Source organism: Streptomyces sp. NPDC003077, from assembly GCF_040611095.1.
In the GTDB taxonomy this organism is placed as follows: Bacteria; Actinomycetota; Actinomycetes; order Streptomycetales; family Streptomycetaceae; genus Streptomyces.
Genome location: NZ_JBEXNM010000019.1, coordinates 79,735 through 94,744, shown reverse-complemented (window position 1 = coordinate 94,744; position 15,010 = coordinate 79,735). Strand labels below are relative to the sequence as shown.

Genomic DNA, 15,010 nt, shown 5'->3' with positions numbered 1-15,010 from the left:
CTCGTACTCGTCCGACTGGGGACAACCGACGACGACCACCCGGAGACGACGGATCGACCGACCGATCGGAACTATCCCCGGCTGGTCACCCGGTCACGACGGATCGACCGACGGATCGACCGACCGATCGACCGACCGGAACTATCACCCGGCCAGTCACCCGGGCTTGGGCGGCCGGGCACGATCACCCGGACACGGTCGGCCGGGCACGATCGCCCGGAGGCCACCCGGCCGGTGATTCAGCCGTTCCCGCGCTCCCGGTGATCGGCGACGAGCTCGTCCAGACGACGGCGGGCGGCTGCGGCACGTCGCGGATCGTCCCCGGCCAGGTCGTCCGGGGACGGCAGTACAGCCGACAGTCCCCATATGCGGCCCCGGGCCCACGTCGCGTCGTCGACCGCGAGCTCCGCGCGGAAGACCTCCCGGGACGGGGCGTCCAGAATCGTCCAGGCGGAGATCAAGTCGCACGCCGGGTCACCCACGGCCAGGGTTCCGAAGTCGATGACGGCGCTGAGCCGGCCGTCGACGGCCAGGGCGTTGGAGGGGGCGAGATCACCGTGGACCCACACCGGCGGTCCATCCCACGGTGGCGCGGCCAGAGCCGTCTCCCACACCTCGGTGACCTCGTCCGTGTCGACCAGCCCCTCCAGAGCCGCGATGCGGGCCCGCAGCCGTGTCGCCACGACCGCCGAGTCCCGCTCGTCGTGCGGATCCACGCCACGGAACGCGTTGCTCCATTCCGGCGGCGGGCCACCGGCGGCATCGATGCCCTGCAACGCGGAGAGGAACCCGGCCAGGTCTTTGGCCGTTCGCTCCAGGTCGGCCAGCTCCTCGGGGACCACCGCCTCGCCGTCGAGCCACGGGTAGACGGACCACGGGAAGGGGTACCCCTCGCCCGGAGCACCCTGGGCCAGCGGTACGGAGATGGGCAACGGCAACTGGGGAGCGAGCCACGGCAGCCACCGCTGTTCCCGCGCCACTTGCCCCTCCCACCGGGGATAACGGGGAAGCCGCACGGACATCGACTCGCCCAGCCGGTAAGTGGCATTGTCCAACCCTTGGGTGCGGGACGGCTTGACGGGCAGATCGGCCCACTGCGGAAACTGCGCGGCGATCAGCCGCCGTACGAGCGCGGTATCGATATCGATGGACACGTCCTCAGAACGCGGACCACTTCCCAACCCATCACCAGCAGACAACAGGAATCCCCTCCGCGGATCGGTCGAACTCGTCGAACGGCGCGACGAGTTGTGCAGGAACGGCGCCTTCGGCGAGTTCGGTGAGTTCGGTGAGTTCGACAAGTTCGGTGAGTTCGACGGCGTATACGCTGTATACGCCGTCGACTGCTTCGGCGACTTCGGCAATTCCGGCGGCCGAGGTGGCTTCGCGTCACCGGCGACCCCGTAACGTCAGCGACCGGATGCCATCGGCGACGACGCCGCCGAAACCGCCGACACTGCCGAAACCGCCGAACGCCGACGCGCACACCAGCCGATCACCGATCCCATCGGACGGAAGGCGGACTGTCCAACCGTTTTCCGGCGGACCGCTCTACTTCAGGCCGTTTCCCGAGGCGTGCGGTATTCGCCTGACGGCGCTCATCCCCGGCCCGGTTCCGCCACCCGCCCTTCAGGAGCGCCACAGGCGGAGGCGTCACGTGCCGAAACATCACATGCCGAAGCGTCACGTGCCGAAGCGTCACAGCACCCCTTCGGCATGGTGTCGGCGCTCGTGCCGAGGGATGTGTCGGCGTCGGCCTTGACGACGTAGACCTCCCACGGCTCCTTCCCCGGGCCGGTCACCCAGACCTTGTCCTGCAAGGCGTAGCAGCAGGTGGTGTCGTTCTCCTCGAAGGTGGCCAGTCCGGCCTCCTTCAGGCGCTCGGTCGCGGCGGTGACCTGGTCGGCGCTCTCCACTTCGACGCCGAGGTGGTCCAGGCGGGTGTCCTGGCCGGAGTCGCCCTCGATGAGGACGAGCTTCAGCGGTGGCTCGGTGACGGCGAAGTTGGCGTAGCCGGGGCGGCGCTTGGCCGGTTCGGTGCCGAAGAGTCGCGAATAGAAGGCGATCGAGCCTTCCAGATCGGCGACGCGCAGAGCGAGCTGGACACGGGACATGACACTCTCCTCACCTGGCTGTATCGATGGAAATCGATACAAGCTTGCGCCCTCGCATCGAAGAACGTCAATATAGAAGCATGTCGAAACAAGAACTGCGGGTCCTCGGGCAGGACGGCCCCGACGACTGCTGCCCCGGCCTGCTGATCGCGCCGCTCGCCGAGGACCAGGCGGTGGAACTGGCGAAGGTCTTCAAGGCCCTGGGCGACCCGGTGCGGCTGCGACTGCTGTCGATGATCGCCTCCCGGGCCGGGGGTGAGGTGTGCGTCTGCGACCTCACCCCGGCCTTCGAACTGTCGCAGCCGACCGTCTCCCACCACCTCAAGCTGCTGCGCGAGGCCGGGCTGATCGCCTCCGAGCGGCGGGGGACATGGGTGTACTACCGGCTGCTGCCGGAGACGACCGACCGCCTCGCCGGCATCCTCACCCGCCCCGCCGGGCGGCCCCTGCCCGAGAGGCCCCTTCCGGGGCGGCCCCTGCCCGAGACGGCCGAGGTCCCCTCGTGACCGGCGCGGCCACCGCCACGGTGGCGGCCCGGCTGTCCTTCCTCGACCGGTACCTCGCCGTGTGGATCCTCGCCGCGATGGGCGCCGGTCTCGGCCTGGGCCGTCTCGTTCCCGGTCTGGGGGACGCGCTGGCGAAGGTCACGGTCACCGGGGTCTCGCTGCCCATCGCGCTCGGGCTGCTGGTGATGATGTACCCGGTGCTGGCCAAGGTCCGCTACGACCGCCTCGACACGGTCACCCGCGACCGCCGCCTCCTCGTGCCGTCGCTGCTGCTGAACTGGGTGCTGGGGCCCGCGGTGATGTTCGCCCTGGCCTGGCTGTTCCTGCCGGACCTGCCCGAGTACCGGACGGGTCTGATCATCGTGGGCCTGGCCCGCTGCATCGCGATGGTGATCATCTGGAACGACCTCGCCTGTGGCGACCGCGAGGCCGCCGCCGTCCTGGTGGCGCTCAACAGCGTCTTCCAGGTGATCGCGTTCGCGGGGCTGGGCTGGTTCTACCTGTCCGTCCTGCCGGGGTGGCTGGGTCTGGAGACCACCGCGCTGGACGTGTCCGTGTGGGAGATCGCCCGCTCGGTGCTGATCTTCCTGGGCATTCCGCTCGCCGCCGGGTACCTCACCCGCCGCCTGGGCGAGAAGGCCAAGGGCCGCACCTGGTACGAGTCGAAGCTGGTCCCCCGCCTCGGCCCCTTCGCCCTGTACGGGCTGCTGTTCACCATCGTCGTGCTCTTCGCCCTCCAAGGCGACGCGATCACCTCGCGACCGCTCGACGTCGCCCGCATCGCGCTGCCGCTCCTGGTCTACTTCGGCGTCATGTGGGCCGGATCGATGGCGCTGGGCCGCGCCGTCGGCCTGGACTATCCGCGCGCGACCACGCTCGCCTTCACCGCGGCGGGCAACAACTTCGAACTGGCCATCGCGGTCGCCATCGCCACCTTCGGCGCCTCCTCGGGCCAGGCGCTCGCCGGCGTCGTCGGCCCCCTCATCGAGGTCCCCGTCCTCATCGGCCTCGTCTACGTCGCCCTGGCCGCCCGCCGCCGCTTCCCCCCGCCGCCCACCGAACGGCCGACCGGCGCCCCGGAGGTCTCCGCGCGTGTCTGAATCCCGGAAGCCCTCGGTCCTCTTCGTGTGCGTCCACAACGCCGGACGCTCCCAGATGGGCGCCGCCTTCCTCGCCCACCTCGGCGGCGACCGCGTCGACGTCCGCTCCGCCGGCTCCGCCCCCGCCGAAACGGTCAACCCGGCCGTGGTCGAGGCGATGCGCGAGGTCGGCGTCGACATCTCCGCCGAGGCACCGAAGCTCCTGACCGCCGACGCCGTCCAGGTATCCGACGTCGTCATCACCATGGGCTGCGGCGACGCCTGCCCCGTCTTCCCGGGCAAGCGCTACCTCGACTGGACGCTCGACGACCCCGCCGGACAGGGCGTCCACGCCGTCCGCCCCATCCGCGACGCGATCGAGCACCGGGTGCGCGGCCTGCTCACCGAACTCGGCATCGAGGCCCGCGGGTAACGGCCACCACCGGCATCCGCGTCACGGCTGTGCGGCGGAGGCGTCACGGCTGTGCGGCGGACGCGTCACGGTTGTACCGGGGACGCCTCACGGTTGTACGGCGCCCCGCGTCGCCACCACGCGGCGGCCCGGGCGCGCCGAGCGGGCCCGGGCCGGGTTCCGCGTCGTCGGCACCCGCGAGCGCGTCGGCCGCCACCACCGGAAGTGGCCCTTCTCGCCAAACACCGTGGTCCCGACGCAAGCATGACCGTCAGCGGCGGCCATCCCTGACGGTCATGCTCAACGGCCATCGCTGACGGCCACATTCCGCTCGGAGCACTGCCGCGAGGTGAGAGCGGACGCCGCCCGCTCTGGTACAGGGACCGGCGGACGTGGTGCGTCGGCGCCCCAAGTACCCGCCCGATCAAGCTGAACGACCGCCCTTCGCGCCGACGTCTCCGGAGCGCGCCCTGCCGAGCCGACGAGCACTCGTGGTCAAGCAGGGTGCCGCAACCGGCAGCAGGTCGCCGACGCCCTCACGGCCGGCTGATCGGCTCTTCGCCGACTGCGGCCACCGCCCCCTCCGCGATCCGCCAGGCCCCTTCCCCGGCGACGGCCGCGCCCCGGGCCAGGCCACGGCGCCACAGCGCGCGCCGCTCGGCCAACGTCGGGACGGTGGCCACCATCTTGGAGTGCACGATGCCGCGCACGACGAACTCGCTGTACGTGCGCGGCGCCCACGCCCGGGCACCGCGTGCGCGGACGGGGCGCTTGGGCTACGCCCCGCCTTGCCTGCCGCATCGGCAGTCCCGGACAGTCCGGCCCCTGAACGACCCCATGCCCCAGGCGCACAGCGGCCCGGGTACGGGGGGTGCGTACCCGGGCCGCGAGGTGGGGCCGGCAGCGGTTGACCCCGGTGTCAGGCCGAGAGGGTCTGGTTCAGGGCGTCGAGGCCGTCGGCGTAGATGCCGGTGAAGAGGTCGACGACTTCCTGCTCGGTGGCGCCTTCGGGGTTGAAGCGTCCGGACCACTGCACCTCGGCGACATCGTCGCGGCCAGGGACGGTGTGGACGCGGATGGTGGAGACGTAGCCGTTGACGGGGAACGGGGCCTGGAGGATGGCGTAGCTGTAGTGGCGTTCGGTCTCGTTGAAGTCCACGAGGCGTTCGATGATGACCTCGCCCTCGGGGTTCGTCAGTCGGCGGACCCGGCCGCCTTCGAGTGCGGTGCTCTGGGGGATGTAGGGGAGCCAGTCGGGGAGGGCGTCGAAGCCGCCGATGAGGCTCCAGACCTTCTCGGGCGAGGCGGGGACGATGCGGCTGACGGACGTCGAGGCCATGGTGTTTCTCCGGGGGGTGGTGCTGGTGTGGGGGGATGTGGGGGGGATGGGGGTGGTCAGGCGCCGTTGGGGAGGGGGGCGGCGGGGCTGACCAGGCCGGCGGCGCGCAGGTCGGTCCAGAAGGCGGCCGGGATGTTCTCGGTCAGGGCGGCGGTGTCCTCGGCGATGCGGCTGGGCCGGGTGGCGCCGGGGATGACGGCGGCGGCCACGGGGTGGGCCAGGGAGAACTGGAGCGCGGCGGCCTTGATGCTGATGCCGTGCTTGTCGGTGAGGGCCTTGAGGCGCTTGACCTTCTCGATGATGTGCGGCGGGGCCTGCTGGTACTCGAAGTTGGTGCCACCGGCCAGGATGCCGGAGCTGTAGGGGCCGCCGACGACCATGTCCACGTTCTGCTCCTGCGCCAGCGGCAGCAGGCGCTGCAGGGCGTGGGAGTGGTCGAGGAGGGTGTAGCGGCCGGCCAGCAGGAACCCGTCGGGCTGGGGCTCGTCCAGGGCGAGGGTCAGCTCGATGGGCTCGGTCTTGTTGACGCCCAGGCCCCAGGCCTTGATGACGCCCTCGTCGCGCAGGCGCGACAGGACGCGGAAGGCGCCGGTGCGGGCCTCCTCGAACTTGCTGACCCAGGCGTCGCCGTGGAAGTCCTGGGCGATGTCGTGGACCCAGACGATGTCCAGGCGGTCGGTGCCCATGCGGCGCAGGGTGCCCTCGATGGAGCGCTCGGTGGCGTCGGCGGTCCAGTCGTGGAGGACCTTGTTGGGGTTGCCGTGCTCGAACAGGCCGCCCTTCTCGCCGAAGTCGGGGACCTCGGTCTCGATCTCGTCCAGGATGACCCGGCCGACCTTGCTGGACAGGACGTAGGCGTCGCGGGGCTTGGTCGCCAGGACCTGGCCCAGGCGCTCCTCGGCGAGGCCGGCGCCGTAGAAGGGGGCGGTGTCGTAGTAGCGGATGCCCTGGTCCCAGGCGGCCTCGACGGTGGCGCGGGCGTCCTCGTCGGGAATCGCGCGGAACATGTTGCCGAGGGGGGCGGTGCCAAAGCCGAGACGGCCGGGGAGGATTTCCTTCAGGGACATGGTGGTGCCTTTTCGATCGGTGCCTCGTATGGGGGCGAGGCCGGGGGGAGCGGGCTCCTCGGGTGCGGCGGCTCGTCGGGGGAGCCGGACACCGGGGGGAGAGGACACCCGCCGGGGTGGTACAGGCGGAGTGCGTTAGTTGCAGCAGCTCCTTACACGTAAGAACAATAGTTGCAGACGCTGGCTAATGCAAGTGAGGGCTTTTCTGCACCGCAGGCCCGCCGGGTGCGAACCGTCCGACGGCCATCACCCAGCCCCCGCCCAGCCCCGCCGGACGCCGCCCGGACGCCCGTCAGGGAACGATCGTGGGGACGAGGCCGCCGTCAGCCCCGAGCGCCCTGCCCGTGGTCGCCGAAGCCTGCTCCGACGCCACGTAAGTGATCATGCTGGCCACCTCGTGGGGGCGGATCAGGCGCTTGAGCAGGGAAGCCGCCGCACGGTTCTCCGCCAGATAGCGCCGCTCCTGCTCCGCCGGGTCGAGCCCGGGATACAGCTCGTCGAACATGGCCAGCACGCCGCCGCTCATCGTCGGCCCGGGCAGTACGCAGTTCACGGTGACCCCGGTGCCCGCCAGCTCCTGGGCCATCCCGCGCGACACGGCGAGCTGCGCCGTCTTGGTCACCCCGTAATGGACCATGTCCGTCGGCGTCTGGAGGCCCGCCTCGCTGCTGACGAAGATCACCCGCCCCCACCCGCGCCCGGCCATCCGGGGCGCGTAATGGCGCGCCAGGCGCACCCCGGAGAGCACGTTCACCTCGAAGAGCCGCAGCCACTCCCCGTCGGGGATCTCGAAGACGGGCCGGGGCCCGAACACGCCGGTGTTGTTGACCAGGACGTCGACCTCGGGCACCTGCCGGATCAGGTCGTCCGTCCCCTCCGCCGTCCCGACGTCGGCCACGACGCCGCGCGCCCCGATCCGCTCCGCCGCCTCGGCGACGCGGTCGGCGTTGCGGCCGTTGACCACGACGTCGGCCCCGGCGGCGGCCAGCGCCTGCGCGGTCGCCTCGCCGATCCCCGCCGTCGATCCGGTGATCAGCGCGGTACGTCCGCTGAGATTGATTGCATCGGTCGAACACCTCTCCGGAAACGGCGGTGACCCACCCGCCAGCCGGTGCGCTGCCGGGGAACCGGGACGAGACCGATTCTTCGGCAGGACGACGCGGCCCGCACCTCGACAGAAGCCCGCACCCCGTCCGGCGACGGTCCGCCCGGCCCGGCGACGGTCCGCCCGGCCCGGGTGGGCGCTAATTTTCTTGCGCACGCCCCATATCGGCGATAGCTGGTATTTGACGATCGGGGTTATCCTCTGACTTCAGACATATCCGGAAGGAGGCCCGGGCCCATGACCGCCACGGATCCCGCGCTGACCGCCCTCGCCAATGGATGGGCGGCCCTCTGCCTCCTGCACGGCAGGATCGAGACGCACATCGAGCGCGCCCTCCAGGCCGGGCACGGCCTGAGCGTGCGGGAGTACTCGCTGCTCGACGTGCTCAGCCGCCAGCACGACGGCGAGGGCGGACATCTACAGATGAAGCAGGTCGCTGACGCGGTCGTTCTCAGCCAGAGCGCCACCACCCGCCTGGTCGCGCGCCTGGAGGACCGTGGCCTGCTCTCCCGCTACCTGTGCCCGACCGACCGCCGCGGCATCTACACCGACGTCAGCGACACGGGCCTGAAACTCCTGCAAGAGGCCCGGCCGACCAACGCAACCGCCCTCCGTGAGGCACTCGACGAAGCCGCGAGGAAGCCCGAACTGGCCCCCCTGGTCACGGCAGTCGAGAAGAATCCAGCGCCTCGGCCCCCCGCCCTCCATTCGGCACGCTGAGAAGAAGCGTTCGCCCTGTCTCTTCGTGGGAAATGGGCCCGGCGATCGACGCCGCGGCGCCCGAGGCCGCGACAAAGCCCACGAGAGGACGAAGCCCACGAGAGTGGGGTATGCCCGGTGCCCGGCAGACGCGCCTTGGCCGCGCCCTTGACTCCCCCGCGCGGGTGTCGTCGCCCACCCGGCGCGAGGAGGAACCCGGACAGCACGTAGGCCTCGAACCGTTCCAGCTCCTCCGCCGACGCGGGCGCCCAGTGCTCGCGCGGGTCCCGTACGGCCGCCGGCGCCAACCATCGGTCTGACGTGGTGAGACGTTTCAAGACCGAAGTCGCGTCACAAGGCCACGGAGCACCCGAAGGAGGAAGAACCCCCTGGCCACCGACTCGGAGGCGCAGCGGGGCTCAGGGGAACTCACGGGATGCCGCCGCACAGGCTTGGCACCCGATCAGGGCGGCGGCCCGGCAACACCGAATCAATCGGCCGTGGGCCAATCCCAGCCCAGTTGGAGGAACATCCCCAAGCGATCGCCGACCGCCCGTATCTCGGATATCCGGCCCTCGCGGAAGGTGAAGATCCAGATCTGTTCCACCGCGAAGGAACGGCCCGTGGGCTCCGGCATCCGGGGGTGGTGGCCGGTGTGGGTGCCGCGCACCAGCAAGCGGGCCACGACGGTGTCGCCCTCGGCGACGAGCTGCCGCGCCTCCGCCTCGAACTCTCCGAAGGCCGCCAGCTGCTGCCGGAAACCTTCGAAGGCAGCACCGGGCTCGTCCGGCTCGCCGTGGATCACCTTGTTGTGGTCGATGACGTCGGGCCGCAGGTAACGCCCGAGGTCCTCCGTCCGGCGCTCGGTCAGGGAGCGGCAGAACTCCTGGATGACGCGCTTGTGCGCCTCCGCCTCGCTCCTCGCGCCGGTGCTCGCGCTGGTCGCCGTGTCGGCTCTGGCGGTCATGGCCTGGGTGTCCATCGTTCCCCCGCATTCTTACATCGTAAAAATCCTCGGACCGGCAGCAGACTGAACTTACGGTGTAAGAATGTCAAGCAGACCGAGCCCCGAACGGACCGAACGAACCGGGACGCCGAGGACGGTCCGGGACCCAGTGGGCGCAGGGCGGACCGAACAACCGGGACACCGAGGACGGCCCGCGACCCAGTGGGCGCAGAGCAGGAGGAGGACGGCATGGCCGGCAAACGGAATCGGGGCGAACGAGCCGGTCTCAGCCGGGAAATGATCCTGGACGCCGCCGGGCGGCTGGTGAACCGCGACGGCCTCAAGTCGCTCAGCATGCGCCGGCTCGCGGGTGAGCTGGGCGTGGAGGCGATGACCCTCTACCACTATCTGCCGAGCAAGGAAGCGCTGCTCGACGGCCTGGTGGAACGCGTCCTCACCCAGGCCCTCCCCCTGCCCGACCCGCACACCGGCTGGCGTCCGCTACTGCGGAGCTACGCGGACGCGCTGCGCACGGCGTTGCTCCGCAGCCCCGCCCTGCTGCCGCTCCTGCAAACACGGCCCGCCGTCACACCGGCCACCCTCGCCGCGGCCGAGCGCGGGATCGCGGCACTAGTCGCGGCGGGTTTCCCGCTGGGCAAAGCGGTGCACGCGGTCAACGCCCTGACCGTCCTCGTCCTCGGGCACACCGCGACGGAGGCGGGGACGGGCGGCGGGGTCGGTGGCGGGTCCGGGACGGGGACGGGTGACGGGATCGTCAGCGGATCCAGGACGGGGACGGGTGACGGGGACGACAGCGGGTCCGGGACAGGGACGAGTGACGGGACAGGAACGGACGACGGGACGGGGACAGGCGCCGGGGCGGACGCGGAGGGCGCGGAGGGCGCACGCGGCGGGGCTGCGGAGGCCGGGGCGGGGACGGCCGCGTGGCTGGCGGGAAGGGACGAGGAGGAGTACCCGTTGCTCGTCCGCGCCGCCCGCACCGACCAGGGCACGGACGACGCGGAGCGTTTCACCTTCGCCGTGGACGCCTTGCTGACCGGCTTCGCCGCGTGTCTGGACGAGGCGGGGGATGGAGACGAGGCTCGGCGCGGGGCCGAGTGACCGGCTGGATCTTCGCTGTACGTCGTCCGCGAGCCGGGCTCCGGCCGGTCGGACGGTCACTCTCGGGCCGGTCGGACGGTCGCGCTTCGGCCGGTCGGACAGTCGCGCTTCGGCCGGTCGGACGGTCAGTCTCCGGCCGGTCGGAAGGTCGCGCTCCGGCCCGTCGGACGGTCGCTCTCCGGCCCGTCGGAAGGTCAGTCTCCTGCCGGATGTCAGGTCACTCCCGCCCCGACGCCGCGTCACTCCCCCGCCGGCCGCCGGTGCGAACGCCACTCGCGGGTATCCGATGCCGGACGGGTGAGGCCCCCGCCCGGTTGGGACGGGCGGCCGTGCCGGGAAGGTGTGTCAGGCCGTAGGGCGGCCCATATCTGCCACTCCTCCCGCCTCTCGTGGTTGCGTCGTACGAGGGCGAGCCCCCGGACCGCCACGGCCACGAGCACGGCAGCGACGGCCACGGCCGCGATGACGTGCCAGTGCAGCGGGGTGAGCAACAGCGCACCGGTCAGCGCGACGGAGCCCCAGCCGATCAGCAGGGACACGGCCGCCAGCCGGATGGACAGGGGCCGGTCGAGGCCCGCGCGTACGTCCACGACCGCGGGCAGGTACCAGACGCAGCCGGCCGCGAACAGAGCGCCGGCGCCCAGTGCGAGAACGCCGTGGGACATGGGTTTCCTCCTCGGTGAAGCGGGTTGGAGGGTGGGGAAGGAGCGGGCCGGGCGTATGGGGTGGGGCGGGGCGGGGACGGTGCACACCCGCCCCGTCGGATGGGGGTGTCTTGGCCCTGACGGGGCGCACCGGCTCCGCGTCAGGACCGATGGAGCACCAGGACCGATGGAGCACCAGGACCGGCCGAAGGTCGGGTCCGGCCCGCCCCGTGGCCGGTCGCCCCTTCGACGACCGGCCGCCCGGCCCGGCGGGCTCAGCGGTGGGCCGCCTCCATTTCCACGATCTCCGGGTGGTGAAGGTCAAAGGCCGGGGATTCGGATCGGATGCGGGGCAGTGAGGTGAAGTTGTGTCGCGGCGGCGGGCAGGAGGTCGCCCATTCCAGGGAGCGCGAGTATCCCCACGGGTCGTCCACCTCCACCTTCTTGCCGTACTTGGCGGTCTTCCAGATGTTGTAGAAGAACGGCAGGAAGGAGAGGCCGAGCAGAAAGGCGCCGATGGTGGAGAGGGTGTTCAGCGTCGTGAATCCGTCGGCTTCCAAGTAGTCGGGAATGCGCCGCACCATGCCTTCCGCGCCAAGCCAGTGCTGCACGAGAAAGGTGAGGTGGAAACCGGCGGTGAGCGTCCAGAAAGTGATCTTCCCGAGGCGTTCGTCCAGCATCTTGCCGGTGAACTTCGGCCACCAGAAATGGAACCCGGCGAACATCGCGTACACGACGGTACCGAAGAGCGTGTAGTGGAAGTGCGCGACGACGAAATAGGTGTCCGAGACGTGGAAGTCCATCGGCGGTGAGGCCAGGATGACACCCGTCAGGCCGCCGAAGACGAAGGTGACGAGGAATCCGGTGGCCCACAGCATTGGCGTTTCGAAGGAGAGTGAGCCCTTCCACATGGTGCCGATCCAGTTGAAGAACTTCACGCCCGTCGGCACCGCGATCAGGAACGTCATGAAGGCGAAGAACGGCAGCAGCACGCCACCCGTGACGTACATGTGGTGTGCCCACACCGTCACCGAAAGACCGGCGATGGAGATCGTCGCGGCAATCAGCCCCATGTAGCCGAACATGGGCTTCCGGGAGAAGACCGGAATGACCTCGGAGACGATCCCGAAGAACGGCAGCGCCAGCACGTACACCTCGGGGTGGCCGAAGAACCAGAAGAGGTGCTGCCACAACAGCGCCCCGCCGTTGGCCGCGTCGAAGATGTGCGAGCCGAATTTCCGGTCGCATTCGAGCGCGAACAGCGCGGCGGCCAGGACCGGGAAGACCAGCAGGATCAGCAGCGCGGTGAGCAGCACGTTCCAGGTGAAGATCGGCATCCGGAACATCGTCATGCCCGGCGCCCGCATGCAGATGATGGTGGTGATGAAGTTGACGGCACCCAGGATCGAGCCGAAACCGGAGAATGCCACGCCCATGATCCACATGTCCGCGCCGACGCCCGGAGAGTGCACCGCGTCCGACAACGGCGCGTAGGCGAACCACCCGAAGTCCGCCGCGCCTTGCGGAGTGAGGAACCCGGCAGCCGCGATCAGCGAACCGAACAGGAACAGCCAATAGGCGAGCATGTTCAGCCGGGGAAAGGCGACGTCCGGGGCACCGATCTGGAGCGGCATGAGCCAGTTCGCGAAACCGGTGAAGAGCGGCATGGCGAACAGCAGCAGCATCACCGAACCGTGCATGGTGAACGCCTGGTTGAACTGCTCGTTCGACATGATCTGCGTTCCCGGGCGCGCGAGCTCGGCGCGCATCAGCAGCGCCATCAGGCCGCCGATGATGAAGAACACGAACGCGGTGACGAGGTACAGCGTGCCGATCTTCTTGTGATCGGTGGTCGTCAGCCATTCCACCGGTATGCGCTTGCGCACCGGTCGGGCGGCCATCCCGCCCGGCGGGGAATCCGGCTCTATCGTCCGGGTCCCTTTCGTACTCACTTCATCCACCGGGCCGCGCCCTTCATCTCGCACATGTCTCTGACAGGCCCGGGAAGAGTCGACAGCACGGGGACTGAATGCCGGCTCTTCCCGGCCACCCCAGGATCAGTTCCCGGCCCCTCGGGCAACAGAGTCGAAAAGCCCCTGGCCGCGGCCAAGGGGCCCGGTGGGCAGGGCCGGTTGTCCCCAACGACGGATCGGTGGAGGAAAAGCCGGGACGAGAACCAGCACCGGAACCAGGACGAGAACCAAGACCAGAACCGGGACGAACACGGCGGACACCCGGGATGAGATGTGGCGCCACCCCCATAAGGAAAGCCGCGTGGAAAGCCGTAAGGGAAACGGAGCTACCGGGCCGGTGGTTCCCTCACGGGGAGGGATTCTCCCCGGCGGCCAAGAAGGACTTCCCTCCGGACCGGCTATGCGTGCGACCCGTTGGCTGTGGGCTCCGAGATGAGGCCGGAGTTGGGGCCGTGTTCTCCATACGGCCAGGATTCACGGATGCGCACGCTGCCGCGCGGACCGGCCGGCCGCCTCACCCGCATGCCCCGTCGGCATCGATGTTGAACGCCGCCGCGGCGGCGTGCGCCTGGGCGAGTTCTTCCTGCTGCGTCGTCCAGCGGGCCGCCGCACGCAAGCGGCCGAACTCGCGGTCGAGGCTGGTGGCCGAGGTGGTGCGGGTATCGGTGCTGACGGTCACGGGCAGGCCGGCGGACAGGAGGCGGGTGGCGGGGTGCGCGAGGAGGCTGGGGACGGCGCCGGTCTGCACGTTGCTCGTCGGGCACATCTCCAGGGCGATGCCGTCGCGGCGCAGCCGCTCCAGGAGGGCCCCGTCGCCGACGCACCGTACGCCGTGGCCGATCCGCCGGGCGCCGAGCACGTCAATGGCCTCCCACATACTGGTCGGGCCCGCCGCCTCGCCGGCGTGGACCGTGCACGGCAGCCCCGCCGCGTGGGCGAGCGCGAACGCCTCGCGGTGCGGGGCCGCCGCGTAGAGCCGTTCGTCACCGGCCAGGTCGAGCCCGGCGACCTCCCCGCGATGACGCAGCGCGGCCTCGACCACCGCAACGCTCTCCTGCGGGTCCTGGTGGCGCAGGCAGCACAGCAGCAGTCCGGTGCGCACACCGGTGGCCCGCCGCCCGGAGGCCAGTCCCGCGGCCACGGCCGATATCGCCTCGTCCAGCGTCATGCCCTGATGGCCGTGAAGTTGGGGCGCGAAACGCACTTCGCCGTAGACCACGCCGTCCGCGCTCCAGTCCTCGACGAGTTCGTGCGCGGCGCGTTGGAGGGCGTCCGGGGTCTGGAGCACCTGGAGCGGCAGGTCGAGGTAGGTGAGGAAGCGGGTCAGGCTGCCGCAGTCGGCCGGGGCGGTCACCAGTTCCTCGACGGGGGCGGTGAGGCGGATGCCCTGCTGATGGGCCAGTTCGGCGACGGTGCCGGGGCGCACCGAACCGTCGAGGTGGCAGTGCAGTTCGTAGCGCGGGACGGGCGCGGGGACGGAAGGCGTCGCGGAAGGCGTCGCGGAAGGCGTCCCGGGGGTCGTCTCGGAAGGCGTTGCGGAAGTCGTCCCGGGGATCGTCTCGGAAGGCGTCTCGGAAGTCGTCCCGGGGGTCATCGCGTCGCTCCCGACGGCGTGGCGGCGGAGTCGGGAGCCGGAGCGGCACAGGTGTCGAAGAGGAGCTTCTTGAACCCGGGCTCGCTGACCCGGCGCACCAGTGTCACGTTGGGCGCGGGCGCCGACACCCGCCGGTCGATGATCATCTGCCCGCGCGTCTCCTCGCCGACGGCGACATCGACGTACGCCCGTTCCTGCTCGGTGATCAGATCGGGCCGCAGGGCGACGGCCATGGCGATAGGGTCGGGCAGGTCGTAACCCTCCAGACCGGTGACATCGCGCGCCCAGTCGGCGACGGTCCGGTTGATGCGGTGGGCGAACGTGGCCATCGGCGTGCCGAGCCCCCGCCAGCCGGGCCTGGTCCTCGGGGGTCATCACGGCGTCCTTGCGGGACACGTCCCAGCCGATCC

At 70.6% G+C, this 15,010-nt stretch carries 17 protein-coding genes; 6 read left to right on the top strand and 11 right to left on the bottom strand.

What is annotated here, in order from left to right; all coding sequences use genetic code 11:
* Nucleotides 1–239 precede the first annotated feature (239 nt).
* A complete protein-coding gene (locus tag ABZX96_RS15845) occupies nucleotides 240–1,154 on the bottom strand; it encodes an aminoglycoside phosphotransferase family protein (RefSeq protein WP_355544077.1) in 915 nt (304 codons plus the stop codon).
* Between ABZX96_RS15845 and ABZX96_RS15840 the strand changes: the two genes are divergently transcribed.
* Complete coding sequence (locus ABZX96_RS15840; RefSeq protein WP_355544074.1) at nucleotides 1,147–1,407, top strand: hypothetical protein; 261 nt, start codon at nucleotides 1,147–1,149, stop codon at nucleotides 1,405–1,407. The genes ABZX96_RS15845 and ABZX96_RS15840 overlap by 8 nt on opposite strands.
* Nucleotides 1,408–1,598: 191 nt before the next feature.
* Here the strand turns inward: ABZX96_RS15840 and ABZX96_RS15835 are convergent, their stop codons facing one another.
* Nucleotides 1,599–2,114, bottom strand: a complete 516-nt coding sequence (locus ABZX96_RS15835; protein ID WP_355544071.1) for an ArsI/CadI family heavy metal resistance metalloenzyme — start codon at nucleotides 2,112–2,114, stop codon at nucleotides 1,599–1,601.
* Nucleotides 2,115–2,194: 80 nt separating this feature from the next.
* Between ABZX96_RS15835 and ABZX96_RS15830 the strand changes: the two genes are divergently transcribed.
* The 3 genes from ABZX96_RS15830 to ABZX96_RS15820 are packed head-to-tail and all read left to right on the top strand — an operon-like array spanning nucleotide 2,195 to nucleotide 4,132.
* Nucleotides 2,195–2,620 (top strand): metalloregulator ArsR/SmtB family transcription factor, encoded by a 426-nt coding sequence (locus tag ABZX96_RS15830; protein WP_355544068.1) that lies wholly within the window; start codon nucleotides 2,195–2,197, stop codon nucleotides 2,618–2,620.
* Complete coding sequence (arsB, locus tag ABZX96_RS15825; protein WP_355544065.1) at nucleotides 2,617–3,720, top strand: ACR3 family arsenite efflux transporter; 1,104 nt, start codon at nucleotides 2,617–2,619, stop codon at nucleotides 3,718–3,720. Before ABZX96_RS15830 ends, arsB begins: the two co-directional genes overlap by 4 nt.
* Complete coding sequence (locus ABZX96_RS15820; RefSeq protein ID WP_355544063.1) at nucleotides 3,713–4,132, top strand: arsenate reductase ArsC; 420 nt, start codon at nucleotides 3,713–3,715, stop codon at nucleotides 4,130–4,132. Before arsB ends, ABZX96_RS15820 begins: the two co-directional genes overlap by 8 nt.
* A 515-nt stretch (nucleotides 4,133–4,647) precedes the next feature.
* On the opposite strand, the gene ABZX96_RS15815 is transcribed toward ABZX96_RS15820, so the two are convergent.
* From ABZX96_RS15815 to ABZX96_RS15800, 4 genes are all read right to left on the bottom strand, one after another.
* Nucleotides 4,648–4,821, bottom strand: a complete 174-nt coding sequence (locus tag ABZX96_RS15815; RefSeq protein ID WP_355544060.1) for a hypothetical protein — start codon at nucleotides 4,819–4,821, stop codon at nucleotides 4,648–4,650.
* 209 nt (nucleotides 4,822–5,030) lie between these two features.
* Nucleotides 5,031–5,450 (bottom strand): SRPBCC family protein, encoded by a 420-nt coding sequence (locus ABZX96_RS15810; RefSeq protein WP_355544057.1) that lies wholly within the window; start codon nucleotides 5,448–5,450, stop codon nucleotides 5,031–5,033.
* A 56-nt stretch (nucleotides 5,451–5,506) separates the two neighbouring features.
* On the bottom strand, nucleotides 5,507–6,517 hold the full coding sequence (locus ABZX96_RS15805; RefSeq protein ID WP_355544054.1) for an aldo/keto reductase: 1,011 nt from the start codon (nucleotides 6,515–6,517) through the stop codon (nucleotides 5,507–5,509).
* Nucleotides 6,518–6,809: 292 nt separating this feature from the next.
* Nucleotides 6,810–7,577, bottom strand: a complete 768-nt coding sequence (locus tag ABZX96_RS15800) for an SDR family oxidoreductase (RefSeq protein WP_355544164.1) — start codon at nucleotides 7,575–7,577, stop codon at nucleotides 6,810–6,812.
* Nucleotides 7,578–7,859: 282 nt separating this feature from the next.
* Between ABZX96_RS15800 and ABZX96_RS15795 the strand changes: the two genes are divergently transcribed.
* Nucleotides 7,860–8,342 carry a MarR family transcriptional regulator gene (locus ABZX96_RS15795; RefSeq protein ID WP_355544051.1) on the top strand — a complete coding sequence of 161 codons (483 nt, stop codon included), beginning with the start codon at nucleotides 7,860–7,862 and terminating at the stop codon, nucleotides 8,340–8,342.
* Between the two features lie 469 nt (nucleotides 8,343–8,811).
* On the opposite strand, the gene ABZX96_RS15790 is transcribed toward ABZX96_RS15795, so the two are convergent.
* Nucleotides 8,812–9,288, bottom strand: a complete 477-nt coding sequence (locus tag ABZX96_RS15790) for an ester cyclase (RefSeq protein ID WP_355544048.1) — start codon at nucleotides 9,286–9,288, stop codon at nucleotides 8,812–8,814.
* A 228-nt stretch (nucleotides 9,289–9,516) separates the two neighbouring features.
* Between ABZX96_RS15790 and ABZX96_RS15785 the strand changes: the two genes are divergently transcribed.
* Entirely contained in the window at nucleotides 9,517–10,389 is an 873-nt protein-coding gene (locus tag ABZX96_RS15785; RefSeq protein WP_355544045.1) for a TetR/AcrR family transcriptional regulator C-terminal domain-containing protein, read from the top strand.
* A 239-nt stretch (nucleotides 10,390–10,628) separates the two neighbouring features.
* Here the strand turns inward: ABZX96_RS15785 and ABZX96_RS15780 are convergent, their stop codons facing one another.
* From ABZX96_RS15780 to ABZX96_RS15765, 4 genes are all read right to left on the bottom strand, one after another.
* Complete coding sequence (locus ABZX96_RS15780) at nucleotides 10,629–11,054, bottom strand: hypothetical protein (protein ID WP_355544042.1); 426 nt, start codon at nucleotides 11,052–11,054, stop codon at nucleotides 10,629–10,631.
* A gap of 254 nt (nucleotides 11,055–11,308) precedes the next feature.
* Entirely contained in the window at nucleotides 11,309–12,934 is a 1,626-nt protein-coding gene (gene ctaD, locus ABZX96_RS15775) for a cytochrome c oxidase subunit I (RefSeq protein WP_355544161.1), read from the bottom strand.
* Between the two features lie 586 nt (nucleotides 12,935–13,520).
* Complete coding sequence (add, locus tag ABZX96_RS15770) at nucleotides 13,521–14,600, bottom strand: adenosine deaminase (protein ID WP_355544158.1); 1,080 nt, start codon at nucleotides 14,598–14,600, stop codon at nucleotides 13,521–13,523.
* Complete coding sequence (locus tag ABZX96_RS15765) at nucleotides 14,597–14,929, bottom strand: nucleoside hydrolase (RefSeq protein WP_355544155.1); 333 nt, start codon at nucleotides 14,927–14,929, stop codon at nucleotides 14,597–14,599. Before ABZX96_RS15765 ends, add begins: the two co-directional genes overlap by 4 nt.
* Nucleotides 14,930–15,010 lie beyond the last annotated feature (81 nt).